Origin of the sequence: Pseudogemmobacter blasticus (assembly GCF_003071405.1) — a bacterium.
GTDB lineage: Bacteria > Pseudomonadota > Alphaproteobacteria > Rhodobacterales > Rhodobacteraceae > Pseudogemmobacter > Pseudogemmobacter blasticus.
The window spans coordinates 1,414,362-1,439,016 of sequence record NZ_CP020470.1; the positions used below are offsets into that span (position 1 = coordinate 1,414,362).

Here is a 24,655-nt window from a genome sequence, read left to right on the forward strand (position 1 = left end):
CCGGCCCGGGATGTGGAAAAGACCAGGGCGAGGGCTGCGCATGTTTCTGTCACAGATTGTTCAGGCGGACGGAAGCCGCGCCGTGGTCGCGCGCCATGACGGGCAGCCGGCGCGGATCGTGCCCGGCGCGGCCAGCACGCGCGATCTGGCGCTGGCGGCCATTGCGGCGGGCCGCGACCTGACGGCCGAAGTGGCGGCGCGCGGCGCAGGCAACACGGTTGACCTGCGGGCCGCGCTGGACGAGGGGCGGGTTCTGCTGCCGCTGGACCACCCCGATCCGGCGCATCTGCACCTGACCGGCACCGGGCTGACGCATCTGGGATCGGCCGCCACGCGCAATTCGATGCACGCCAAGGCCGACCCGGAAACCCTGACCGACAGCATGAAGATGTTCCGCATGGGGATCGAGGGCGGCAAGCCCGCGGCGGGGGCGGTGGGGGTGCAGCCCGAATGGTTCTACAAGGGCAACGGCTTCAACGCGGTGGCACCGGGGGCGGCGCTGGCTTCGCCCGGTTTCGCGCTGGACGCGGGGGAAGAGCCCGAGGTGGCAGGCCTGTATCTGGTTGGCCCTGATGGCCGGCCGCACCGGCTGGGCTTTGCCGTGGGCAACGAATTTTCCGACCATGTGACCGAGCGCGGCAATTACCTGTGGCTGGCCCATTCCAAGCTGCGCCCGGCCAGCTATGGCCCAGAGCTGCGGGTGGGGGCCCTGCCCGACCATGTGGAAGGCAAAAGCCGCATCCTGCGCAACGGCGCCCTGATCTGGGAAAAGCCGTTCCTGTCGGGCGAGGCGAACATGTCGCACAGCCTGGCCAATCTGGAACACCACCACTTCAAGTATGACCTGTTCCGCCGTCCGGGCGATGTGCATGTGCATTTCTTCGGCACCGCCACCCTGTCCTTCGCCGATGGCATCCGGGCCGAGCCGGGCGACGTGTTCCAACTGGATTGCCCCGCCCTGGGCCTGCCCCTGTCGAACCCGCTTGACCAGCAGCCGGGCGACGCGAAACCCGTCACCGTAGCCATTCTCTAGAGGACGCCATGACCTTCACGCCCGCTCCCTGGCCCCGCCGTCTGCGTTCTCAGGAATGGTTCGGCGGCAATGGCCGCGACCAGATCTATCACCGCGGCTGGATGAAGAATCAGGGCTTTCCGCATGACATGTTCGACGGGCGGCCGGTGATCGGCATCCTGAACACCTGGTCGGAACTGACGCCCTGCAACGCGCATCTGAACGTGCTGGCCGAATTCGTGAAGCGCGGCGTGTATGAAGCCGGCGGCTTCCCGGTGGAAGTGCCGGCGTTTTCCACCAGCGAAAGCGCCTTCCGCCCCACCGCGATGATGTTCCGCAACCTGGCCGCCATGTCGGTGGAGGAACAGATGCGCGGCCAGCCGATGGATGGCTGCGTGCTGCTGGTGGGCTGCGACAAGACCACGCCCAGCCTGCTGATGGCCGCCGGATCAACCGACCTGCCGTCGATCGTGGTGACCGGCGGGCCGATGCTGAACGGCTATTTCAAGGGCGAACGGGTCGGGTCCGGCACGCATCTGTGGAAATTCAGCGAGGCGGTGAAGGCCGGCGAGATGACGCAGGAGGAATTCGCCGAGGCCGAAGCCAGCATGAGCCGCAGCGCGGGGTCGTGCAACACCATGGGCACCGCCAGCACCATGGCCAGCATGGCCGAGGCGCTGGGAATGGCGCTGTCGGGCAATGCCGCCATTCCGGCGGTGGACAGCCGCCGCCGCGTGATGGCCCAGATGTCGGGCCGCCGCATCGTGCAGATGGTGAAGGACGATCTGAAACCCTCGGACGTGATGGTGAAGGCCGCGTTCGAAAACGCCATCCGCACCAATGCGGCCATCGGCGGCAGCACCAATGCGGTGATTCACCTGCTGGCCATCGCCGGCCGCGTCGGCGTGGACCTGACGCTGGACGACTGGGACCGCTGCGGCCGCGACGTGCCCACCGTGGTGAACCTGATGCCCTCGGGCAAATACCTGATGGAAGAGTTCTTCTATGCCGGCGGCCTGCCGGTGGTGATCAAGCGGCTGGGCGAGGCGGGCCTTCTGCACAAGGACGCGCTGACCGTCTCGGGGCAGTCGATGTGGGATCAGGTCAAGGATGTGACCAACCACAATGAAGACGTGATCCTGCCCGCCGAAAAGGCGCTGGCGCGGTCGGGCGGCATCGTGGTGGTCAAGGGCAATCTGGCCCCGAAGGGCGCGGTGCTGAAACCGTCGGCGGCCAGCCCGCATCTGCTGGTGCATCGCGGCCGCGCGGTCGTGTTCGAGGACATCGACGACTACAAGGCCAAGATCAACGACGAGGCGCTCGACATCGACGAGACCTGCGTGATGGTGATGAAGAACTGCGGCCCGAAGGGCTATCCCGGCATGGCCGAGGTGGGCAACATGGGCCTGCCGCCCAAGGTGCTGCGCAAGGGCATCACCGATATGGTGCGCATCTCTGACGCGCGCATGTCGGGCACCGCCTATGGCACGGTGGTCCTGCACACCAGCCCCGAGGCCGCGGCGGGCGGCCCGCTGGCGGTGGTGCGCGACGGCGACATGATCGAGCTGGACGTGCCGAACCGCCGCCTGCAACTGGACATTCCCGAGGCGGAACTGGCCGCGCGGCTGGCGGCCTGGAAACCGCTGCACGAACAATACGAAAGCGGCTACGCCTGGTTGCACCAGAAGCATGTGCAGGGCGCCGATACCGGGGCCGACCTTGATTTCCTGAAGGGCTGCCGTGGCGCGCCGGTGGGCCGGGATTCCCACTGATGGCCGCGCGCAACATCGCCCTTGTGGGCATTGGCAAGATCGCGCTGGACCAGCACGTTCCGGCCATTGCCGCCAGCCCGGACTGGACTCTGGCCGCCACCATCAGCCGCAAGGGCGCGGTGGACGGCGTGCCGGCCTATACCGATTTCGCGGCCTTTCTGGCCGAACGCCCCGACGTGCCGGTCGTCTCGCTGTGCCTGCCGCCGGTGCCGCGCTTTGCCTATGCCGAGGCGGCGCTGTTGCAGGGCCGGCATGTGATGCTGGAAAAGCCGCCCGGCGCCACGCTGGCCGAGGTGCAGGAACTGGAACGGCTGGCGGCGGCCCGTGGCCTGACGCTGTACACCACCTGGCACAGCCGCATGGCCCATGCGGTGCAGCCGGCACGCGACTGGCTGACCGACAAGGTGATCCGCCGCGCCCATATCACCTGGCGCGAGGATGTGCGGAAATGGCACCCCGGCCAGGACTGGGTGTTTGAACCCGGCGGGATGGGGGTGTTCGATCCCGGCATCAACGCGCTGTCGATCCTGACCCATATCCTGCCGCAGCCGGTGCATCTGACCGGGGCCGAGCTGGAGTTTCCCGCCAACCGGCAAACGCCCATCGCGGCGCGGCTGGCGTTTTCGGGCAATGTCACCGCCGATTTCGACTGGCGCCAGACCGGACCGCAGACCTGGGACATCGAGGTGGAAACCGACCGGGGCGTCCTGGCGCTGCGGATGGGCGGCAATGTGCTGGAAATCGACGGGCAACCCGCCGGCGGGCAGGCCAGCATCATGGGCGAATACCCCGCCCTTTATGCCCGCATGGCCGAACTGGTGCGGGCCGGGGCCTGCGAGGTGGACCTTGCGCCGATGGTGCATGTGGCCGACGCGCTGACGCTGGGCCGCCGCATCCTGACCGATCCTTTTGACTTCTGAGAGCTGGCCATGACCTTCACCCCCCACGGCAAGCATCTGATCGCGGGCGACTGGATCGCCACCGAGGCGCGCTTCGCCTCGTCCCCCGCCTTTGGCGACAGCCATTCCTTCAGCGCGGGCGATGCCGGTCTGGTGGACCGCGCCTGCGCGGCGGCCGAAGCGGCGTTCTGGGCCTATGGCTGGACCGGGCGCGACGAACGGGCGGCCTTCCTTGAGGCCATCGCGGACGAGATCGAGGCGCGCGGGGCCGCGCTGACCGAGATTGCCATGCAGGAAAGCGGCCTGCCCGAGGCGCGGTTGCAGGGCGAACGCGGGCGCACCACAGGGCAGTTGCGGCTGTTCGCAGCGCATATCCGCAAGGGCGATTATCTGGACCGCCGCCATGATCCGGCGCTGCCCGACCGCGCCCCCCTGCCCCGCCCCGACCTGCGGATGATGCAGCGGCCGGTCGGGCCGGTGGCGGTGTTCGGCGCGTCGAACTTTCCGCTGGCCTTTTCGGTGGCGGGTGGCGACACGGCCTCGGCGCTGGCGGCGGGCTGCCCGGTCGTGGTCAAGGGCCATCCGGCGCATCCCGGCACATCCGAGGTGGTGGCCGAAGCGGTGCTGGCCGCGATCACCCGCTGCGACATGCCGGCGGGCGTGTTCTCGATGATCCACGGCAACACGAACGAGACCGGCACGGCGCTGGTGACGCATCCGCTGATCCGCGCGGTGGGCTTTACCGGCAGCTATCACGGGGGCAAGGCGCTGTTCGACCTGTGCGCCGCGCGGCCAGAGCCGATTCCCTTCTTTGGCGAGCTGGGGTCGATCAACCCGACCTTCCTGCTGCCCGCCGCGCTGGCGGTGCGCGGGGCGGCGCTGGCGCAGGGCTGGGTGGGCAGCCTGACCCTGGGCGCAGGGCAGTTCTGCACCAACCCCGGCCTGCTGATCCTGACCGAAGGGCCGGACGCCGAAGCCTTCGTCACCGCCGCGCAGGCGGCGGCGGAAGCCGTGGCCGAACAGACCATGCTGACCGACGGCATCGCTGCCGCCTATGCGCGCGGGGCCAAGGTCATGGCCGGCGAAGGGGCCGGCGTCCTGGTGGCCGGCGGCACGGCGGGGCGCAAGGCGCGGGCGGCGCTGCTGCGGGTCACGGCGGCCGAATTCCTGGCCAAGCCGGCGCTGGCGCATGAGGTGTTCGGGCCGGTGGGCCTGATCGTGACCGCCCGCGATGGCGACGAGATGCTGGCCCTTGCCCGCGCGCTGGAGGGGCAGTTGACGGCAACGCTGCATCTGGACGGCGACGATACGGCGCTGGCCGCGCGTCTGGCTCCGGTGCTGGAACGCAAGGCGGGCCGTCTGCTGGCGAACGGCTGGCCGACCGGGGTCGAGGTGGCCGATGCCATGGTGCATGGCGGCCCCTTCCCAGCCAGCACGAATTTCGGTGCGACCAGTGTGGGAACCCTGGCGATCCGGCGCTTCCTGCGCCCGGTCTGCTACCAGAACCTGCCCGACGCGCTGTTGCCCAAGGACCTGCGGACCTGAACAGGGACCGCCGGTTGCAGGAACCACCGCCGGGGCACCGTTCGCCCCGGTCACGACCCCCGGCAGGAGGAGCCGGCATTTTCACCCGAGGGAGGAGACGATGATGTTCAAGACCTTGATGTTGACCACGGCGGCCTTTGCCGTTTCGGCCGGAATGGCCCTTGCCGACGGCAAGGTGATCGGCTTTTCGCAGATCGGATCGGAATCCGGCTGGCGGGCGGCGGAAACCACGCTGACCAAGAAGCAGGCCGAGGAGCGCGGCTATCAGCTTCAGTTCTCGGATGCGCAGCAGAAGCAGGAAAACCAGATCGCGGCGATGCGGTCCTTCATCGCGCAGGGTGTGGATGCGATCCTGATCGCGCCGGTGGTGGCAACCGGCTGGGATGCCGTGCTGCAAGAGGCGAAGGAGGCCGAGATTCCGGTCGTTCTGCTGGACCGGATGGTGGACAGCGACCCGTCGCTGTATCTGACCGCCGTCGGATCGAACCTTGTGCATGAAGGCGAGGTGGCCGGCCAATGGCTGGCGGCCACGGTGGGCGACAAGGACTGCCGCATCGTGGAATTGCAGGGCACGACCGGATCTTCGCCCGCCATCGACCGCAAGACCGGCTTTGAAAAGGGCATCGCCGGGCATGACAACCTGAAGATCGTGCAAAGCCAGACCGGCGACTTCACCCGCAGTCTGGGCAAGGAAGTGATGGAAAGCTTCCTTCAGGCCGAAAACGGCGGCAAGGACATCTGCGCGCTTTACGCCCATAACGACGACATGGCGGTCGGCGCGATCCAGGCGATCAAGGAAGCCGGGCTGAAGCCGGGCCAGGATATTCTTGTCGTCTCGATCGACGCGGTGCCCGACATCTTCAAGGCCATGGCCGATGGCGAGGCGAATGCCACGGTCGAACTGACGCCGAACATGGCCGGCCCGGCCTTCGACGCGCTTGAGGCGTTCTGGGCGAACGGCACCGAACCGCCGAAGTTCATCCAGACCGAATCGAAGCTGTATACCCAGGCCGACGATCCGGCCGGGCAATATGAGGCGCGCAAGGATCTGGGCTACTGATCCAACACCGGCAACGGGGTCCGGGCGGCACAGGCTGCCCGGACCCGACGCCCCCCGGGGCGCCGAAGAAGGAGGTGTTGCATGGTGCTCTCGATCCGGTCCCTGACCAAGATCTTCCCGGGAACCCGGGCGCTGGACGGTGTGGATTTCGATCTGCGCGCCGGTGAGGTGCACGCCCTTCTGGGCGAAAACGGCGCGGGCAAGTCCACGCTGATCAAATGCCTGACCGGCGCCTATCAGCGCAGCGCCGGCACCGTGCGGCTGGATGGCGCCGAGATCGCCCCCGCCTCCACGGTCGAGGCGCAGGATCTGGGCATCGGCACGGTCTATCAGGAGGTGAACCTTCTGCCCAACCTGACCGTGGCGCAGAACCTGATGTTCGGCCGCGAACCGCGCCGCTTCGGGCTGATCGACCATCGCAGCCTGCGGGCCGAGGCGCGGCGCCTTCTGGCCGATTACGGGCTGGACATCGACGTTGACCGCGATCTGGGCAGCTATTCGGTGGCGGTGCGCCAGATCGTGGCGATTGCCCGCGCGGTGGCGCTGTCGGGCAAGGTGCTGATCCTGGACGAGCCGACCGCCAGCCTGGACGCGCGCGAGGTGCAGATGCTGTTCAAGGTGGTGCGCGGACTGCGTGACCGCGGCCTTGGCATCATCTTCGTGTCGCATTTCCTGGATCAGGTCTTTGACCTGTGCGACCGCGTGACCGTGCTGCGCAACGGCCGGCATGTGGTGACGACCGAGACCGACGCGCTGGACCGGATGGCGCTGATCGAACACATGCTGGGCCGCACCCTGCGCGACGAGGTGCTGCACAACCCGCCGCCCGACCGGGGGCCAAGGCCAGAGATGCTGCGTTTCACCGGCATCGGCCGCCGGGGCGTGGTAGAACCGTTCGACCTGACCATCGGCAAGGGCGAGGTGGTCGGTCTGGCCGGGCTTCTGGGTTCGGGGCGGACGGAAAGCGCCGAACTGCTGTTCGGCCTGCGCCCGGCACAAACGGGCGAGGCGCGCGACGAAAACGGCAAGCTGGACCTTTCGGGTCCGCGCGCGGCCATCGGGCACGGCTTCGGCTTTGCCCCCGAGGACCGCAAGACCGACGGGATCGTCGCCGACCTGTCGCTGCGCGAGAACATCATCCTTGGCCTTCAGGCGCGGCGCGGCTGGATGCGGCCCATTCCGCGGGCCGAACAGAACCGGCTGGCCGATGACTATATCCGCCGGCTGGACATCCGCACCTCGGGCAAGGAAAAGCCCATCGGTGAACTGTCGGGCGGCAACCAGCAAAAGGCGGTGCTGGCGCGCTGGCTGGCGATGAACCCGCGCTTCCTGATCCTGGACGAACCGACGCGCGGCATCGACGTGGGCGCCCATGCCGAGATTCTGCACCTGATTCACGACCTGGTGGATCAGGGCCTGTCGATCCTGGTGATCTCATCCGAACTGGACGAACTGCTGGCGGTGTCGAACCGCGTGATCGTGCTGCGCGACCGCCGCCATGTCGCCGAACTGACCGGGGCCGCGATTTCGGGCGAAGGCATCATGCGGGCCATCGCCGCCACCGAAGGGGCACCGGCATGACGGGCACCGCACTGAAACGCATCGCGCCGCAACTGCTGGCGCTGGCCGCGCTGGTGGCGCTGGTCTCGCTGTTCTATCCGGGGTTCCTGTCGGTTTCGGTCAATGACGGGCGTCTGGTGGGGCCGGCCATCGACGTGCTGAAACGCAGCGCGCCTGTGGCCATCCTGGCCGTGGGCATGACGCTGGTCATCGCCACGCGCGGCATCGACCTGTCGGTCGGCGCCACCATGGCGATCTGCGGCGCGGTGGCGGCCTATGCCGTCAGCGCCGGCACCGGGCTGCCGGTGGCGCTGGCGCTGGCCATCGGCGCGGGCCTGCTGGCGGGCCTGTGGAACGGTGTTCTGGTGGCGCTTGTGGGCGTGCAGCCCTTCGTCGCCACGCTGATCCTGATGACGGCCGGGCGCGGCATCGCGCAACTGATCACCGAAGGGCGCATCCTGACCTTCACCGACCCGGCCTTTGCCTTTGTCGGCTCGGGCACGCTTTGGGGCCTGCCCTTCCCGGCCTGGCTGTGGCTGGCGCTGGCGGTGCTGACCGCGCTGGTCATGCGGCGCACCGCGCTGGGGATGCTGGTCGAATCCATCGGCATCAACCGCCGCGCCAGTGCGCTGGCGGGTGTGAACGCGGTGGTGCTGCTGATCGCCGTCTACATGGCGATGGGCTTCTGCGCGGCGCTGGCGGGGCTGGTGGTCACCGCCGACATCCGGGGCGCGGATGCCAACAATGCCGGGCTGTGGCTGGAACTGGATGCCATTCTGGCCGTGGTGATCGGCGGCAATTCCCTGCTGGGCGGACGGTTCTCGATCGCGGCCTCGGTGATCGGGGCGCTGATCATCCAGACCATCACCATCGGCATCCGGCTGGCCGGGTTTCCGTCGGAATACAACCTTGTCATCAAGGCCGTGCTGGTGGTGGTGATCCTTGTCCTGCAATCCCCGCGCATCGCGGCCGAATGGCGCTACTGGCGCGACGAGGCCCGCCGCAAGCGCGAAGCCGAAGGGAATGGCACGCCATGAACACCCGCACATTGCCGCTGTTCGTGACCATCGGGATCTTTCTGGCCGGCTGCCTGATCTGCTGGGTGCAGTTCCCCAACATGGCGTCAACCCGGGTTCTGGGCAACCTGCTGACCGACAACGCCTATCTGGGCATTGTCGCGGTCGGGATGACGCTTGTCATCCTGTCGGGGGGCATCGACCTTTCGGTCGGGTCCGTCATCGCCTTTTCGGGTGTCTTCATCGCGGTGATGCTGCGCGACACCGGCCTGCATCCGCTGCCGGTCTTTGCGCTGCTGCTGGGGCTGACCACGGCCTATGGCGCCTGCATGGGCTGGCTGATCGACCGGCTGGCGATGCCGGCCTTCATCGTGACGCTGGCGGGCATGTTCCTGGCGCGCGGGGCGGCCTATCTGCTGTCGATCGACTCGGTTCCGATCACGCATCCGTTCTATCAGACGCTGCAGAACGCCTATTGGCTGATGCCGGGCAAGGGGCGGCTGACGCTGATCGGGGGTACTGATGCTGCTGACCTTCGTCCTTGGCATGATAGTGGCGCACAGAACGCGCTTCGGCACCTCGGTCTATGCCCTGGGCGGCGGCGAACAGACCGCCCGGCTGATGGGGGTGCGGCAGGGCCGGACGACGGTGCTGGTCTATGCCTTTTCCGGGCTGATGGCGGGGCTGTCGGGCATTGTCTTTTCCATCTACACCGGGTCGGGCTATTCGCTGGCCACCGTGGGCACCGAGCTGACGGCCATCGCGGCGGTGGTCATCGGCGGCACGCTGCTGAGCGGCGGCGCGGGCTATGTCTTCGGCACGCTGGTGGGCGTGCTGACGATGGGGCTGATCCAGACCTATATCGTCTTCGACGGCACGCTGTCTTCGTGGTGGACCAAGATCGTGATCGGGCTGTTGCTGCTGGTCTTCATCCTGCTGCAAAAAGGGTTGCTGCACCTGTCGGAAACCCGGCTGGCAGCGCGCGATGCCTGAGGGCAGAGAGAGAGGCACAGTGACAGGCGGGATCGAGATCTTCGACCATCTGCCGGACGGGCGCGCGGTTCAGGCGATCCGCCTGCGTGGGCCACGGCTTGCGGCCACCGTGCTGACGCTGGGCGCCACGGTGCAGGATCTGCGGCTGGACGGCGTTCAGCATCCGCTGGTGTTGGGGTTTCCCACGGCCGCTGCCTATCTGGGCGCGGGCCTCTACAGCGGCGCCATCGTCGGCCGCTTTGCCAACCGGATCGGCGGGGCGCGGTTCACGCTGGACGGCATCGAATACCGGCTGGAGGCCAACGAAGGGCGCAACCTGCTGCATGGCGGGGCGGACGGGCTGCACGCAAGGCTGTGGCAGGTGGTGACGCTGCGCGAAGACAGCGTGACGCTGACCGCCACCCTGCCCGATGGCCACATGGGTTTTCCGGGCGAATTGCGGATCGCGGCCACCCTCTCGGTGCCGGGCGACGCGCTGGAGATCGAGCTTCGGGCCGAGGCCGAGGCGCCGACCCCGGTCAGCCTGGCCCATCACGGCTATTTCACGCTGGACGGGCGCGGCGACAGCCGCGGCCACCGTCTGCGGCTGGCGGCCGATCACTACCTGCCGGTGGATGACGCGCTGATTCCGACGGGAGAGATCGCCCCCGTTGCGGGCACGGCCTTCGACTTTCGCACCGCGCGGCCCATCGGCGATGCGGGCTATGACCACAACTTCTGCCTGTCGCCGGCGCGCGGGCCGCTGCGCCCGGTGGCCTGGCTGCAGGGCCAGGACGGCATTCAGATGCGGGTGGAAACCACCGAACCCGGCCTGCAGCTTTATGACGGGCGGCATTTCGCGGGCGTGCCGGGGCTGGACGGGCGGGTTTACGGCCCTCATGCGGGCGTCGCGCTGGAAACCCAGGGCTGGCCCGATGCCCCGAACCGCCCCGGCTTTCCGCCCTGCATCCTGCGCCCCGGGCAGGACTGGTGCGCAAGAACGCGGCATGTCTTCCTGAAATCCGGCCAGTCTGGCTAAGGGCGTGCGCGCGCAGTGGCGGGGGCCACGGCGGCAGGCTAGAACGGGACCAGCACCACAGCGGAGGCCGGATTGGCCGAAGACATACCCCTGACCCATCGGCGGATCTGGCGGATTGCCGGGCCGATCGTGCTGTCGAACGCCACCGTGCCCCTGCTGGGCGCGGTGGATACCGGCGTGGTGGGCCAGATGGGGGCAGCGGCGCCGATTGGCGCGGTGGGGCTGGGCGCGGTGATCCTGGCCACGCTGTACTGGATCTTCGGCTTTCTGCGCATGGGCACCAGCGGGCTGACGGCACAGGCGCATGGTGCGGGCAACCGGGCGGAACGGGCCGCGATCCTGTATCGCGCGCTTCTGATCGCCGGGGTGGCGGGGCTGGTGCTGATCGCGGCGCAGGGGGTGCTGATCCACGGCGCCTTCCTGATCGCGCCGGCCAGCCCCGAGGTGGAAACCCTGGCCCGGCAATATCTGGCGATCCGCATCTGGGGCGCCCCCGCCACCATCGGGCTTTACGCGCTGATGGGCTGGCTGATCGCGGTCGAACGGTCACGGGGCATGGTCGCCTTGCAGATCTGGATCAACGGCGTGAACGTCGTGCTGGACCTGTGGTTCGTGCTGGGGCTTGGCTGGGGCGTGCCGGGCGTGGCGGTGGCCACCCTGATCGCGGAATGGACCGGCCTTGCCCTGGGCCTGTGGCTGTGCCGCGAGGCGTTCGGGCCGGTCTTTGCCGAAGCGCGGGCGCGCATCGCCGACCGCGCGGCGCTGCGGGTGATGCTGGACGTGAACCGCGACATCATGATCCGGTCCGTGCTGTTGCAGGTCAGCTTCACCACCTTCATCTTCCTGGGCGCCCGCGAAGGCGACGTGACGCTGGCGGCCAATCAGGTGCTGCTGCAATTCCTTGAAATCACCGCCTATGCGCTGGACGGTTTTGCCTTTGCCGCCGAAACGCTGGTCGGCCAGGCGGTGGGGGCACGGTCGGCCCCGGCGGTGCGGCGGGCGTCGCGGCTGGCGATGCAATGGGGGTTCATCGGGGCGGGGCTGCTGGCGGCGGTCTTCGCGCTGTTCGGGCCGGGGATCATTGACCTGATGGCCACCGCGCCCGAAGTGCGGGCCGAGGCGCGGCACTATCTGTTCTGGGTCGTCGCCGCGCCGCTGATCGGCAGCGCCGCCTGGACCTATGACGGCATCTATATCGGCGCCACGCTGACACGCGCGATGCGGCAGTTGATGATCCTGTGCGTCGGCATCTATGCCATCGCCCTGCTGGTGCTGGTGCCCACGCTGGGCAACCACGGGCTTTGGGCCGCGCTGATGGTGCTGAACGGGGCGCGGTCGGTGGCCATGCACCTGCGCGCCCCCGAAGCCGAAGCCAAGGCCGCCGCCGCGTAAGGCTTGCCTTCGCCCCGCGCGCTGGCCATGATTGCCCCTGCGAAAGCCTGGGGAAGATCATGCGGAAGTTTCTGGTCGTGCTCGACGACAGTCGGGAATGCCTGAATGCGATGCGGTTCGCGGCACTGCGCGCCGCCCATACCGGGGCCGGCGTCACCATCCTGTCGATCATCCCGCCCGAGGAGTTCCAGCACTGGATGGGCGTGGCCGACCTGATGCGCGCCGAGGCGCGCGAACGGATCGAGGCGCATTTCGAGGTTTTCGCCAAGTGGATGCGCGACAAGCAGGGCATCAACCCCGAACTGGTGATCCGCGAAGGCGATCCGGTGGCCGAGATTCTGGCCCAGGTGAAGGAAGACCCGGAAATCGGCGTGCTGGTTCTGGGCGCGGGCACCGAAAAGGCCGGCCCCGGCCCGCTGGTCACCGCCATGACCCGCAACTCGGGCAACCTGCCGATTCCGGTCACCATCGTGCCGGGCGACATGTCGAAGGAACGGCTGGAAAGCATCACCTGAGCGTCGCCGCAGGACGCGGGGCGGAATCCCCCACCTGCGAACATGCAAGATTCCCTTTTCAAGCCGCCCGATTGGCGGCAGCATGGCGGCAACCGCCTTTGCATTCTTTCGGGGATTTCCGGTATGCGCCTTGGGAAGCTGCTTCTTGTCTGCCTGATGCTGATCCTGGCACCGCTGTCCGCCGCCCGCGCGCAGGGCTGGGCCGACCAGCCGTTCGACGCCTCGACCATGAGCCGCGAGGATGTGGCCACGCTGCAGGCCGCGCTGGCCTTTTCCGGCGATTACTTCGGCTTCACCGATGGCGTCTGGAACAATGACGCGCAGGCGGCGCTGGAAGCCTATGTGAAACGTGAAGATGGCGGCGGCCGCCCGCTGTTCCGCCACATCGAAAAGCCGGTCATGGCGCTGGAAGAAGAGCGGATGAAGAACGGCTGGCAGTTGTTCTATTCCGAAAGCACCAACACCTCTTACCTGCATCCGTTCGAGATGCTGAAAGAGGTGGACAACCCCGATGCCGTGGAATTCCTGTCCGCGGATGAAGGGTTCAGCATGTATGTCCGCTTCACCGATCAGCCGGGGATGAAGGACATCCATGACTGGTTCATGTCGAAATCGCTGAAATCCGCCGACCCCTACCAGTTTGCCGACGACAACCTTTCGATCACCTCGACCACGATCGAGGGCGATTACATCGCCTATGTGCGGTCGGACCGGAATGGCAGCAACTGGTCAACCATTTCCATCGTGCTGACGCCCTCCTACTTCCCGCAACTGAACCTGATGGCGGCCAGCATGACGGTGGGCGGCAGCCCGGCCTCGCTGATCTGGACCAAGGGCGGGGTGATCGACCAGTTGATCAACGGCGGCGGGGGCGGCGCTGCCCCCGATCCGACGCCCCGGATCGCCTCGAACGACCCCAAGGATCAGGTGCTGCGACCGATGCCGCCCGGCGTGGAGGCATCCCCCCCTGCCGCGACGCCCGACCCAGGCCCGGCAACGGTGGATGTGGCCGGCGCCAGCCCGGTTGACCCCACGCCCAAGCCCCCAGCCCTTGGAACGCCTGCCCCCGGCGGCGCGACCCCGATCCCCACCCCCACGCCCGGCGGCACGCCCGGCCCGTCGCCTTCGGTCATTGGCGTGGGCAATCCCGGCCCGGCCCCGGTGATGGCCCCCGGCACCGGCGCGGCCCCGTCGCTGCCCGCCCTGGGCACGCCCGCCCCCGAACCCGAACCGCCGAAGGCCAAGGTGACCGGCACGCTGAAAAGCTCGGGCACCGGGTTCTATATCGCGCCCACCATGCTGGTGACGGCCGCCCATGTGATCGAAGGCTGCAGCGCGGTGGCCATGATCGACGGCACCCCGCTGGACATCATGGCCGCCGACAGCTCGCTGGATATTGCCGTCCTGTCGGGCGCCACCGATGCGGGCGTCTGGCTGAAACTGTCGGCGCTTGAGGTGCCCAAGCTGGGCGAGGCGGTGACGGCCCTGGGATACCCCTATTACACCAGCCTCGATCAGGGCCTGACCGTCACCAGCGGCAATGTCAGCGCGCTGCGCGGGGCGGACGGGTCTTCCAACCGGGTGATGATCACGGCCCCGGTGCAGCCCGGCAATTCGGGCGGGCCGCTTCTGAACAAGAAGGGCGCGGTGATCGGCGTGGTGGTCAGCCGGATCGACGATCTGGCGGTGCTGGAAGAAACCGGCAGCCTGCCGCAGAACATGAACTTCGCGGTGCCCTCGGGGCCGCTGCTGACCTTCCTTGCGCAAAACCGGATCAGCCGCCCGCAAGGCGATGGCACCGGCGCCGAAATGTCGGGCGAAGTGCCCGATGGCGTTGCGAAAGCGGTGATCCCGCTGCATTGCTATCAATAAGCCGGTATCGCCCCTGTCGGGGCGATCCGGCTAAGCCGATTGCCGGTCAGGCCGCATAAGCGGGTGCTGACAGCGCGGCCGTTGACGAAGTGCCGAGTTGCGCAGCTTATCCGCGCAAACAGAATTCGGACCCATCATGCAAGTTACAGCCGCCCCCGATCACGGTGCGCGGACAGGCCGATTCGGCCTGCGCCGCCCGGAAGTTTCCGCCCAATTGCTGAACCTTCTGATCGCCACCTATCTGCTGGCCACCTGCAATGCCACCTACTGGGGCAAGCTGATCGAGATCTTCGGCGACCGGCCGGTTGCCATGGTCACGCTGGCGCTGGCCGTCTGGGCGCTGTTCATGCTGGTGGTTTCGCTGCTGGCCGTGGGCTGGCTACAAAAGCCGATGCTGGCCTTTCTGGTCGTTCTGGCCGCCGTCACCTCGTTCTATCAGGACAAGCTGGGCGTGATCATCGACCGCGAGATGATCCAGAACGCGCTGACCACCACGGTCAACGAAGGCAAGCACCTGATCACCCCGAACTTCCTGCTGCATGTGCTGCTGCGGGCGGTGCCAGGGCTGGTTCTGGTGTTCTGGCCGCGGGTGCGGCGGCGCAGCTTCCTGCGCGGCACGCTGGCCTGGGTGCTGACCTGCAGCGCGGCCGCGGCCATGGTGGTGGGGTTGCTGTTCACCGACCTCAAGGGATTTTCCACCTCGCTGCGCGGGCGCAAGGATCTGATCGGCAGCACGCAGCCGCTGGCCCCGCTGGGCGGCGCCATCCGCTATGCCCGCCTGTTGCAGAAATCGGCCAAGATCGTGACCCAGCCCTTCGGCCGTGACGCCACCAAGGGCCCGCGTCTGGCGGCGGCCGGCAAGCCGGTGCTGATGGTCATCGTCGCGGGCGAGACGGGGCGCGCGCAGAACTGGGCCCTGGGCGGCTATGGCCGCGACACCAACCCGGAACTTGCCAAGCGCGACATCCTGTACTTTTCGAATGTCACAAGCTGCGGAACGGCCACCGCCACCTCGCTTCCCTGCATGTTTTCGCACCTGACGCGGGAAGACTACAGCTATGAGGCCGGCCTTTCGTATGAAAACCTGCTGGACGTGCTGTCCCATGCCGGGGTGCATGTCGAATGGTGGGACAACAACACCGGCGACAAGGACATCGCCAACCGCGTCACCAGCCACATGATGACGAAAGAGGATGACGCCGCCGCCTGCGCGGAAGGCGAGTGCATCGACGCCGTGTTCCTGCCCCGGCTGGCCAAGGTGGCCGAGACGATGACCGAAGACACCGTGATCGTGCTGCACCAGATCGGCAGCCACGGCCCCAGCTACTGGCTGCGCTACCCCAAGGATCAGGAGGTGTTCAAACCCGCCTGCCATTCGCCGGAACTTGCCACCTGCTCGCCCGAGGAAATCGTCAACGCCTATGACAACACCATCCGCTACACCGACCGCTTCCTGTCGCAGGTGATCGACATGCTGGCCACGCAGGATCGGGTGATCCCGGCCATGTTCTATGTCTCGGACCACGGGGAATCGCTGGGCGAAGGCGGGCTTTATCTGCACGGCGCGCCCTGGTTCATGGCGCCCGATTTCCAGACGCATGTGCCCATGGTGATGTGGACACCGCCGGCCTTCCGCAATGCGATGGGTCTGGATCAGGCCTGCATCGGGGCGCGCAAGGACCAGCCGGCCAGCCATGACAACATGTTCGCCACCATCCTTGGCCTGATGGACATCAAGACCGAGGTGCGCGACGATGCGCTGGATCTGACCGCAGGCTGCAAGGGGCAGGAGAGCTGAGATGACCGGCGACGGGATTCCGCCGCGCAAGACGGGGCTTGCCCATTTCGCGGCGGCGGCCAGCTATTCCGCGGCCGGGCTGAAACGGCTGGCGCAGGAAAGCGCCTTCCGGCAAGAGGCGCTGGCGGGCGTTGCTATCCTGCTGGCAATGGCGGTTCTGGGCGCCTCGGTCGGGGAAATGCTGGGCTTCTTCGCCCTGCTCTGCCTGCTGATCGCGGTCGAGGCGCTGAACACCGCGATCGAAGTGGTGGTCGATCATCTGGCGCCCAGGGAATGGGCCCGCTTCGCCAAGGAGGCCAAGGATCTGGGGTCGCTGGCCGTGGCGATGACGATCACCGCCATCGGTGCCTATCTTCTGTGGGTGATCCTGGCCTGACAGGACGGCGTGCGCGCCCTTTGCCGCCGCGCGCCAAGCCATGCCGCAAGCGCATCGCTGCCATACCGCATCGGGCGTGGCGCTGCACCGCAGCACGGCCTACATTCCTGCCCGGGGAAGAGTGTTTGCAAAGGAAGTGTATGATGTCGGCCGTCAAATCCGCCCCGCGTTCGGGCAAGCCCGCAGTGAATGCTGCCGTGGCCTATCACGCCGAGGAACGCGCGTTGCTGCGGGCGGTTCAACTGCAATCGTTGTCCGCGCTGGATGAAATGTACGCCTACTGGGGCTCGGACCGGGCCTGAGGCTGCTGTGCGACAACTGCGCCCGGGGCCATTCCGGCCCGGGCAGGTTGACTAATGCCGCGACGGGGCGCATATCCCGACTGGAATGGTTGGAGATACCCCATGTTCATCCAGACGGAATCCACCCCGAACCCCGCCACGCTGAAGTTCCTGCCGGGGCAGACGGTGCTTGAAATCGGCACGGCCGATTTCCCCGATGCGGCGGCGGCGGATAAATCGCCCCTGGCCCGGCGCATCTTCGCGGCTGGCGGCGTGACCGGCGTCTTCTTCGGGTCAGACTTCGTGACGGTCACCAAGGCCGACGATGTGGAATGGCAGCATATCAAGCCGCAGATCCTGGGCGCGATCATGGAGCATTTCCAGTCGGGCGCGGCTGTGATGGAAGGCGAGGCCAAGGCGGCCGGCGGCCATGCCGAACACAGCGGCGCCGATGCCGACATCGTGCGCCAGATCAAGGAGCTGCTGGATACCCGCGTCCGCCCCGCCGTGGCGCAGGACGGGGGCGACATCACCTTCCACGGTTTTGACCGCGGCGTCGTCTATCTGCACATGCAGGGCGCCTGCGCGGGCTGCCCCTCCAGCACGCTGACGCTGAAGATGGGCATCGAAAACCTGCTGCGGCACTACATTCCCGAAGTGCTTGAGGTGCGCCCTGTCGCCGCCTGAAACGGTTCTGGCCTTCGACACATCGGCGGCGCATTGCGCCGCCGCTTTGCTTTTGCCCGATGGACGCTGCCTGCTGCGGCAGGACGCCATGCAGAAGGGGCAGGCCGAACGGCTGATCCCGCTGCTTGAGGGACTGCTGGCCGAAGGCGGCATCGGCTGGGCCGATCTGACGCGGATCGGCGTCGGCACCGGCCCGGGCAATTTCACCGGCGTCCGCATTGCGGTGGCCGCCGCGCGCGGGCTGGCGCTGGGGCTGGGCATCCCGGCGGTCGGGGTGACAACGCTTGAGGCGCTGGCCCATACCCTGCCCCGCCCCCTGCGCGTGGTCGAGGATGCGCGGCAAGGGCTGGCCTATGTGCAGGATTTCCCCGAGGGCGCGGCGTATCTGGTGGCGCTGGCCGATCTGCCCGCCGCCCCCGGAAGACCTGTCACCGGCAGCGCCGCCGGCCCCCATGCCCTGCCCCCGGCCCTGCCGCTGGCCGAAGCGATTGCCCGCATCGCCGCCATCCGCGACGGCGCCCCGCGCCCCGCCCCGTTCTACCTGCGCGCGGCCGATGCCGCGCCGCCCGCCGATCCGCCGCCGGTGATCCTGCCGTGACCCCGGCCGACCGCGCCGCCCTGCACCGCCTGTGCTTCCGCACGCCCCGCCCCTGGTCCGAGGCCGAGTTCGCCCTGTTCGACAGCGATCCGCTGGCCTTCACCCTGGTCGAAGGCGATGCCGGCTTCCTGACCGGGCGCGCCGTGGCCGGCGAGGCCGAGCTGCTGACGCTGGCGGTGTCGCCACAGGCCCGCCGGCGCGGGCTGGGGCGGCGGCTGGTGGAACGCTTCGTCTATCAGGCCCGGTTGCGCGGCGCGACCCGCGCCTTCCTTGAGGTCAGCGCCGAAAACGCCGCCGCCATCGCGCTTTACGATTCGGCAGGCTTCGCCCAGGCGGGCCGGCGGCGCGGTTACTACCACGATGCGGACGGTCGCCGGATCGACGCACTGGTCCTTGCGCGCGACCTGTAACCCCTGCCACCCGCGCCAGACGCGAGGTCACCCCGCATAGCCTGACCAAAGGGTCAGGTTCCCGCCGCCGTTCACGCGAATCCGACTTGACCCCCAAGGGCGACTCCCGCCTAATCTGCGCCGTAAGCTGCCCGCGACCGGGTTTCCCGGCGGACGTGGTGGCACTGTGGTCCATCAACCGGGAGAGCACCCATGACCCTGATGAAATCCCTTGCGGGGGCAACCGCTGCCCTGGCCCTCATGGCCGGCGCCGCTGCGGCAGAGCCGGCGGTCATCTACGACCTTGGCGGCAAGTTCGACAAATCCTTCAACGAAGCCGCCTTCGGCGGGGCCGAGAAATGGGCCAAGGAAACCGGCGGCACCTACAAGGAACTGGAAATGCAGGACGAGGCCCAGCGCGAACAGGCGCTGCGTCGTCTGGCCGAGTCGGGCGCCAACCCCATCGTGACCACCGGCTTCGCCATGTCGGACCCGATCACCAAGGTCGCCCCCGACTTCCCGAACACCAAGTTCGTCACCATCGACGGCTGGGTCGATCCGGCGACCAACCCGAATGTGCTGTCGATCGGCTTCTCGGAACATGAAGGGTCGTATCTGGTGGGGATGCTGGCGGCGCAGGCCTCCAAGACCGGCACCGTCGGCTTCATCGGCGGCATGGACATTCCGCTGATCCGCAACTTCGCCTGCGGCTATGCCCAGGGCGCCAAGGCGGTGAACCCCGACATCAAGTTCATCTCGGCCATGACCGGCACCACACCGGCCGCCTGGAATGACCCGGTGAAGGGCGCCGAACTGGCCAAGGCGCAAAAGGCGCAGGGCGCCGACGTGATCTATGCCGCCGCCGGCGGCACCGGCATCGGCGTGCTGCAGGCCGCCGCCGACGAAGGCATCCTGTCGATCGGCGTGGACAGCAACCAGAACCACCTGCACCCCGGGCAGGTTCTGACCTCGATGATGAAGCGCGTCGATGTGGCCGTGTTCAACGCCTTCACCGCCGGCGAGGCGCTGGACACCAAGCCGCAGACGCTGGGCCTTAAGGAAGATGGCGTCGGCTATGCGCTGGATGACAACAACGCCGCGCTGATCACGCCCGAAATGAAGGCCGCGGTGGACGCGGCCGCCGCCAAGATCATCTCGGGCGAGCTGAAGGTGCATGACTACCGCACCGACAACACCTGCCCGGCGGCGACGTTCTGATCGGGCCCAGGCCAGTTTGAACCGGGGCCGCGCCACATCTGGCGCGGCCCTTGTCGCAGAAGGGCCGCGCGTCGCGCAGGCCCGGCTGCACGGCAGACAAGGCGGGCCACAACCGCCAGATGCCACCGGGGAAGGGACAGGGGATGAGCGACACTTCCTTTGCGATCGAGCTGAAGGGCATTTCCAAGGCCTTCGGTCCGGTCCAGGCCAACAAGGACATCAACATCGCGGTGCCCAAGGGCACGATCCACGGCATCATCGGCGAAAACGGCGCCGGGAAGTCGACGCTGATGTCGATCCTTTACGGCTTCTACAAGGCCGATTCCGGCCAGATCTTCATCAGCGGCAAGCCGACCCCCATCCCCGACAGCCAAAGCGCCATCCGCGCCGGCATCGGCATGGTGTTCCAGCATTTCAAGCTGGTGCAGAATTTCACGGTGCTGGAAAACATCATCCTTGGCGCCGAAGAAGGGGCGATGCTCAACACCTCGCTGGCCCGGGCGCGCAAGACGCTGAAGCAACTGGCCGACGATTATGAACTGGATGTCGATCCCGATGCGCTGATCGAGGATCTGTCGGTCGGTCACCAGCAGCGGGTGGAAATCCTCAAGGCACTGTATCGTCAGGCCGACATCCTGATCCTTGACGAACCCACCGGCGTGCTGACCCCGGCCGAGGCCGACCACCTGTTCCGCATCCTGAAAGGGCTGAAGGATCAGGGCAAGACCATCATCCTGATCACCCACAAGCTGCGCGAGATCATGGAATCAACCGACAATGTCAGCGTCATGCGGCGCGGCACCATGGTTGCCACGGTGAAAACCGCCGAAACCAGCCCCGAGGCACTGGCCGAGCTGATGGTGGGCCGCAAGGTGCTGCTGGAAGTGGAAAAAGGCCCCGCCACCCCCGGCGAGACGGTGCTGAAACTGGAAGACCTGCGGATTCGGGACGAACACGGCGTCGAACGCCTGAAAGGCATCAGCCTTGAAATCCGCGCGGGCGAGATTCTGGGGATTGCCGGCGTCGCGGGCAATGGCCAGTCGGAACTGCTGGCGGCCCTTGGCGGCATGATGCGCGCCACCGGCCGCGCCACGCTGAAAGGCGCCGCTCTGCCGCTGTCGGGCGCCGGGTCGGATGGGCAAAGCCGCCGCCGCGCCGGCATCGCCCATGTGCCCGAAGACCGCCAGCATTACGGCCTGATCCTGGATTTCGCCGCCTGGGAAAACATCGCCTTCGGTTATCACAACGATCCCGACTACCAGAAGAATGCCCTGATCATGGACAACGCCGCGCTGAAGGCAGACACGGCGCGCAAGATGGAAACCTATGACGTGCGCCCGCCGATCCCGGCGCTGGCGGCCAAGAATTTCTCGGGCGGGAACCAGCAGAAGATCGTCGTCGCGCGGGAATTTGAACAGGATCCGGTGCTGCTGCTGGTCGGCCAGCCCACGCGCGGCGTCGACATCGGCGCCATCGAGTTCATCCACAAGCAGATCATCGCGCTGCGCGACAAGGGCGTGGCCGTGCTGCTGGTCAGCGTCGAGCTGGACGAGATCATGTCGCTCTCGGACCGGATCGCCGTGATGTTCGACGGCCAGATCATGGGCTACCGCGACCCCGCCACCACCAATGAACGCGAGCTGGGCCTGTTGATGGCCGGCATCACCGACCAGAAGGGAGAGGCCGCCTGATGGACCGCCTGCCGCGTTGGGCCGATCTGGCCCTTGTGCCGCTCATTTCGCTTCTGCTGGCCGCGATCATCTCGGCCCTTGTCATTCTGGCCATCGGCCAGGACCCGTGGGAAGCCATCACCGTCATGGTGCAAGGGTCGCTGATGTCGGCCTATGGCTGGGGCTATACGCTGTATTACACCACCAGCTTCATCTTCACCGGCCTTTGCGTCACCATCGCCTTCCACGCCGGCCTGTTCAACATCGGCGGTGAAGGGCAGGCGCAACTGGGTGGCCTGGGCGTGGCGCTGGCCTGCCTGTTCATTCCCTGGCCGCACTGGTCGCTGGCGCTGATCGGCGCCTCGCTGGCGGCGGCGGCCTTCGGCGCGGCCTGGATCGCCATTCCGGCCTGGCTGCAGGCCCGGCGCGGCAGCCATATCGTGATCACCACGATCATGTTCAACTACATCGCCTCCAGCCTGATGATCTTCATGCTGGTCGATGTGCTGCGCCCGCCGGGCCAGCAAGACCCCTCGACCGCCAACTTCCCGGCGGTCACGCATATCCCCTCGCTGGATGAACTGCCGCTGTTCAACCTGATCTTCACCAAGCCGGTGCCGGCCAATATCTCGCTGCTGATCGCGCTGGCCGTGGCGGCGGGGGTCTGGGTGCTGCTGTGGCACACACGGCTGGGCTACCAGATCCGCGCCTTCGGCAAGTCCGAAGCGGGCGCGCGCTATGCCGGGATCAGCGCCACCAAGATCACCATGATCGCGCTGATGCTGTCGGGCGCGCTGGCCGGGATGATGGCCATCAACAACGTGATGGGCGAGGCCGAGCGTCTGGTCGGCAATTCGGCCAGCGGCGCGGGCTTCATCGGCATCGCCGTGGCGCTGATGGGCCGCAACCACCCGATCGGGGTGGTGCTGGCGGCGCTGTTGTTCGGCTTCCTGTTTCAGGGCGGGGCGGAACTGGGCATGTGGACCAAGATCCCCATCGAGATGCGGATCGTGGTGCAGGGTCTGGTGATCCTGTTCACCGGCGCGCTGGACATGATGGTGCGCATGATGCTGACCCGGATCTTCGCCCTTTTCCGCAACCCAAGGCCGGTGGGGGCCGCGTGATGGATTACGCAACGATCCTGCAACTGCTTGACACCACCATCCGGCTGGCAACGCCGCTGATGTTCGCCTGCATCGCCGGGCTTTACTCGGAACGCTCCGGCGTCTTCGACATCGGGCTGGAAGGAAAGATGCTGGTCGCCGCCATGTGTTCGGGCGCCGTGGCCTTCTACACCGGCTCGGTCTGGGCGGGGCTGGGGGCGGGCATCCTGGGCTCGATGGCCTTTGCGCTCATCCACGGGCTGACCTCGATCACCTTCCGCGGCAACCAGTTGATCGCCGGCGTGGCGCTGAACTTCCTGGCCTCGGGGCTGACCGTTCTGGTGGCGCAGGCGCTGTTCCGCCAGGGCGGCCGCACACCGCCGCTGACGGGCGACGCCCGCTTCAACCCGATCACCCTGCCCGGGGCCGAGGCGATGAAGGATGTGCCGCTGATCGGCCCGCTCTATTACGAGGTGATCTCGGGCCATTCGGTGCTGGTCTATGCCGCCTTCGGCGTGGTCGCGCTGACCTGGTGGGTGATGTATCGCACCCGCTTCGGCCTGCGGCTGCGCGCCGTGGGGGAAAACCCTGCGGCGGTCGATACGGCCGGCGTCTCGGTCACGGGGCTGCGGTTTTCGGCGGTGATGATCACCGGCATCCTCTGCGGGCTGGCCGGCGCCTATATGGCCACCGCGCTGCAAGCCGGCTTCGGCAAGGAAATGACCGCCGGTCGCGGCTATATCGCGCTGGCGGCGCTGATCTTCGCCAAATGGCGCCCGGTCGCGGCCATGTGGGCCTGCCTGCTGTTCGGCTTCTTCCAGGCGCTGGCGCTGCGCTCGGATGTGGTTGGCAGCATCGTGCCGTTCCGCATCCCCGGCTCCTTCCTTGAAGCCCTGCCCTATGTGCTGACAGTCTTCGTGCTGGCCGGCTTTGTCGGCAAGGCGATCCCGCCGCGCGCGGGCGGCGAGCCCTATGTGAAGGAACGCTAGACCCGCCCCGCCTCATTTTCTGTCCAGAAATATCCTCGGGGGTCCGGGGGGCGAAGCGCCCCCGGGGCCTGCCACAGCAGAAAGGCCAGACCGATGACCGAAGCCGCCGCCCTGATCCGTGCCCGCGCCGGCGATGCCCCGGTGCGCCTGGGTCTGATCCTCGGCTCCGGCCTTGGCCATCTGGCCCATGCGGTGGATGGCCCGGCCATCCCCTATGACGAGTTGCCCGGATTTCCGCATGTCGGCGTCTCGGGCCACAATCCGAACCTGCATGTCGGCACGCTGGAAGGCGTCCGCGTCGCCGTGTTCGGGGCGCGGGAACATTACTACGAAAACGGCAACCCCGCCGCGATGCGGACGGCGCTGGAAACGCTCAAGGCGCTTGGCGCGACCGACCTGATCGCCACCAATGCCGCCGGCAGCCTGCGCCCCGACATTCCGCCCGGCGACCTGATGCTGCTCTCCGACCACATCAACTACAACGGGCTGAACCCGCTGATCGGCGAAAAGACCGACGCCCGCTTCGTGCCGATGACCGAAGCCCACTCCCCCGCCCTGCGTGCCGGCCTGCGCGCCGCCGCCCAGACCGAGGGGCTGCCGCTGCCCGAAGGCGTTTACTGCTGGTATTCCGGCCCTTCGTTCGAAACCCCGGCCGAAATCCGTATGCTCAAGATGCTGGGCGGCGATACCGTCGGCATGTCCACCGTGCCCGAGGTGATCCTTGCGCGCTTTCTGGGCCTGAATGTCGCGGCCATCTCGACCATCACCAACATGGCCGCCGGGATGAGCAGCGAATCCATCAGCCACGAACACACCAAGGCCATGGCCCCGCTGGGTGCGGCAAAACTGGAACGCATCCTGAGGCAATTCCTGCGCAACCTGCGCTAGGGAA

At 67.4% G+C, this 24,655-nt stretch carries 23 protein-coding genes and 1 pseudogene; all 24 read left to right on the forward strand.

The window, feature by feature from the left end; all coding sequences use genetic code 11:
- Nucleotides 1-40: 40 nt before the first annotated feature.
- The 24 genes and pseudogenes from araD1 to B6K69_RS06975 all read left to right on the forward strand — a co-directional run bounded on the left by araD1 (nt 41) and on the right by B6K69_RS06975 (nt 24,651).
- A complete protein-coding gene (gene araD1 / locus B6K69_RS06870; protein ID WP_108643257.1) occupies nt 41-1,033 on the forward strand; it encodes an AraD1 family protein in 993 nt (330 codons plus the stop codon).
- Between the two features lie 8 nt (nt 1,034-1,041).
- The gene (araD, locus tag B6K69_RS06875) at nt 1,042-2,784 is read left to right on the forward strand and encodes an L-arabinonate dehydratase (protein ID WP_108643258.1); all 1,743 of its coding nucleotides are present in this window, start codon (nt 1,042-1,044) and stop codon (nt 2,782-2,784) included.
- Nucleotides 2,784-3,704: a Gfo/Idh/MocA family protein gene (locus B6K69_RS06880; protein WP_108643259.1), complete on the forward strand. Its 921-nt coding sequence runs from the start codon at nt 2,784-2,786 to the stop codon at nt 3,702-3,704. The genes araD and B6K69_RS06880 overlap by 1 nt, the downstream gene beginning before the upstream one ends.
- 9 nt (nt 3,705-3,713) lie before the next feature.
- Nucleotides 3,714-5,228 (forward strand): aldehyde dehydrogenase (NADP(+)), encoded by a 1,515-nt coding sequence (locus B6K69_RS06885; RefSeq protein ID WP_108643260.1) that lies wholly within the window; start codon nt 3,714-3,716, stop codon nt 5,226-5,228.
- 103 nt (nt 5,229-5,331) lie between these two features.
- Entirely contained in the window at nt 5,332-6,288 is a 957-nt protein-coding gene (ytfQ, locus tag B6K69_RS06890; protein WP_107672443.1) for a galactofuranose ABC transporter, galactofuranose-binding protein YtfQ, read from the forward strand.
- 81 nt (nt 6,289-6,369) lie between these two features.
- A complete protein-coding gene (locus tag B6K69_RS06895) occupies nt 6,370-7,869 on the forward strand; it encodes a sugar ABC transporter ATP-binding protein (protein ID WP_108643261.1) in 1,500 nt (499 codons plus the stop codon).
- Nucleotides 7,866-8,885, forward strand: coding sequence for an ABC transporter permease (locus tag B6K69_RS06900; protein ID WP_108643262.1), 1,020 nt, complete (start codon nt 7,866-7,868; stop codon nt 8,883-8,885). The genes B6K69_RS06895 and B6K69_RS06900 overlap by 4 nt, the downstream gene beginning before the upstream one ends.
- 149 nt (nt 8,886-9,034) lie before the next feature.
- A pseudogene (locus tag B6K69_RS18500) lies at nt 9,035-9,220 on the forward strand (sugar ABC transporter permease YjfF); the annotation flags it as partial.
- Nucleotides 9,221-9,386: 166 nt separating this feature from the next.
- Nucleotides 9,387-9,857 (forward strand): ABC transporter permease subunit, encoded by a 471-nt coding sequence (locus B6K69_RS18505; RefSeq protein ID WP_250645398.1) that lies wholly within the window; start codon nt 9,387-9,389, stop codon nt 9,855-9,857.
- A 19-nt stretch (nt 9,858-9,876) separates the two neighbouring features.
- Nucleotides 9,877-10,875, forward strand: a complete 999-nt coding sequence (locus B6K69_RS06910) for an aldose epimerase family protein (protein ID WP_228156829.1) — start codon at nt 9,877-9,879, stop codon at nt 10,873-10,875.
- Between the two features lie 72 nt (nt 10,876-10,947).
- Nucleotides 10,948-12,267 carry an MATE family efflux transporter gene (locus tag B6K69_RS06915; protein ID WP_108643264.1) on the forward strand — a complete coding sequence of 440 codons (1,320 nt, stop codon included), beginning with the start codon at nt 10,948-10,950 and terminating at the stop codon, nt 12,265-12,267.
- Between the two features lie 59 nt (nt 12,268-12,326).
- Complete coding sequence (locus tag B6K69_RS06920) at nt 12,327-12,782, forward strand: universal stress protein (protein ID WP_107672304.1); 456 nt, start codon at nt 12,327-12,329, stop codon at nt 12,780-12,782.
- 123 nt (nt 12,783-12,905) lie between these two features.
- Nucleotides 12,906-14,654: a S1C family serine protease gene (locus B6K69_RS06925; protein ID WP_123876545.1), complete on the forward strand. Its 1,749-nt coding sequence runs from the start codon at nt 12,906-12,908 to the stop codon at nt 14,652-14,654.
- Between the two features lie 214 nt (nt 14,655-14,868).
- The gene (locus tag B6K69_RS06930) at nt 14,869-16,452 is read left to right on the forward strand and encodes a phosphoethanolamine transferase (RefSeq protein ID WP_236939019.1); all 1,584 of its coding nucleotides are present in this window, start codon (nt 14,869-14,871) and stop codon (nt 16,450-16,452) included.
- A 1-nt stretch (nt 16,453) separates the two neighbouring features.
- Entirely contained in the window at nt 16,454-16,828 is a 375-nt protein-coding gene (locus B6K69_RS06935; RefSeq protein WP_108643267.1) for a diacylglycerol kinase, read from the forward strand.
- Nucleotides 16,829-16,971: 143 nt separating this feature from the next.
- Nucleotides 16,972-17,130, forward strand: coding sequence for a hypothetical protein (locus tag B6K69_RS18135; protein ID WP_164681902.1), 159 nt, complete (start codon nt 16,972-16,974; stop codon nt 17,128-17,130).
- 102 nt (nt 17,131-17,232) lie between these two features.
- Nucleotides 17,233-17,796, forward strand: a complete 564-nt coding sequence (locus tag B6K69_RS06940; protein WP_108643268.1) for a NifU family protein — start codon at nt 17,233-17,235, stop codon at nt 17,794-17,796.
- Nucleotides 17,783-18,394: a tRNA (adenosine(37)-N6)-threonylcarbamoyltransferase complex dimerization subunit type 1 TsaB gene (gene tsaB, locus B6K69_RS06945; protein ID WP_108644818.1), complete on the forward strand. Its 612-nt coding sequence runs from the start codon at nt 17,783-17,785 to the stop codon at nt 18,392-18,394. The genes B6K69_RS06940 and tsaB overlap by 14 nt, the downstream gene beginning before the upstream one ends.
- Complete coding sequence (locus tag B6K69_RS06950) at nt 18,391-18,804, forward strand: GNAT family N-acetyltransferase (RefSeq protein ID WP_107672299.1); 414 nt, start codon at nt 18,391-18,393, stop codon at nt 18,802-18,804. The genes tsaB and B6K69_RS06950 overlap by 4 nt, the downstream gene beginning before the upstream one ends.
- Before the next feature lie 192 nt (nt 18,805-18,996).
- Entirely contained in the window at nt 18,997-20,001 is a 1,005-nt protein-coding gene (locus B6K69_RS06955; RefSeq protein ID WP_108643269.1) for a BMP family lipoprotein, read from the forward strand.
- Nucleotides 20,002-20,144: 143 nt separating this feature from the next.
- On the forward strand, nt 20,145-21,692 hold the full coding sequence (locus tag B6K69_RS06960; protein WP_164681903.1) for an ABC transporter ATP-binding protein: 1,548 nt from the start codon (nt 20,145-20,147) through the stop codon (nt 21,690-21,692).
- A complete protein-coding gene (locus B6K69_RS06965; RefSeq protein ID WP_107672297.1) occupies nt 21,692-22,795 on the forward strand; it encodes an ABC transporter permease in 1,104 nt (367 codons plus the stop codon). The genes B6K69_RS06960 and B6K69_RS06965 overlap by 1 nt, the downstream gene beginning before the upstream one ends.
- On the forward strand, nt 22,795-23,763 hold the full coding sequence (locus B6K69_RS06970) for an ABC transporter permease (RefSeq protein ID WP_107672296.1): 969 nt from the start codon (nt 22,795-22,797) through the stop codon (nt 23,761-23,763). Before B6K69_RS06965 ends, B6K69_RS06970 begins: the two co-directional genes overlap by 1 nt.
- 93 nt (nt 23,764-23,856) lie before the next feature.
- Nucleotides 23,857-24,651 carry a purine-nucleoside phosphorylase gene (locus B6K69_RS06975; RefSeq protein WP_108643270.1) on the forward strand — a complete coding sequence of 265 codons (795 nt, stop codon included), beginning with the start codon at nt 23,857-23,859 and terminating at the stop codon, nt 24,649-24,651.
- The last annotated feature ends 4 nt before the right edge of the window (nt 24,652-24,655 follow it).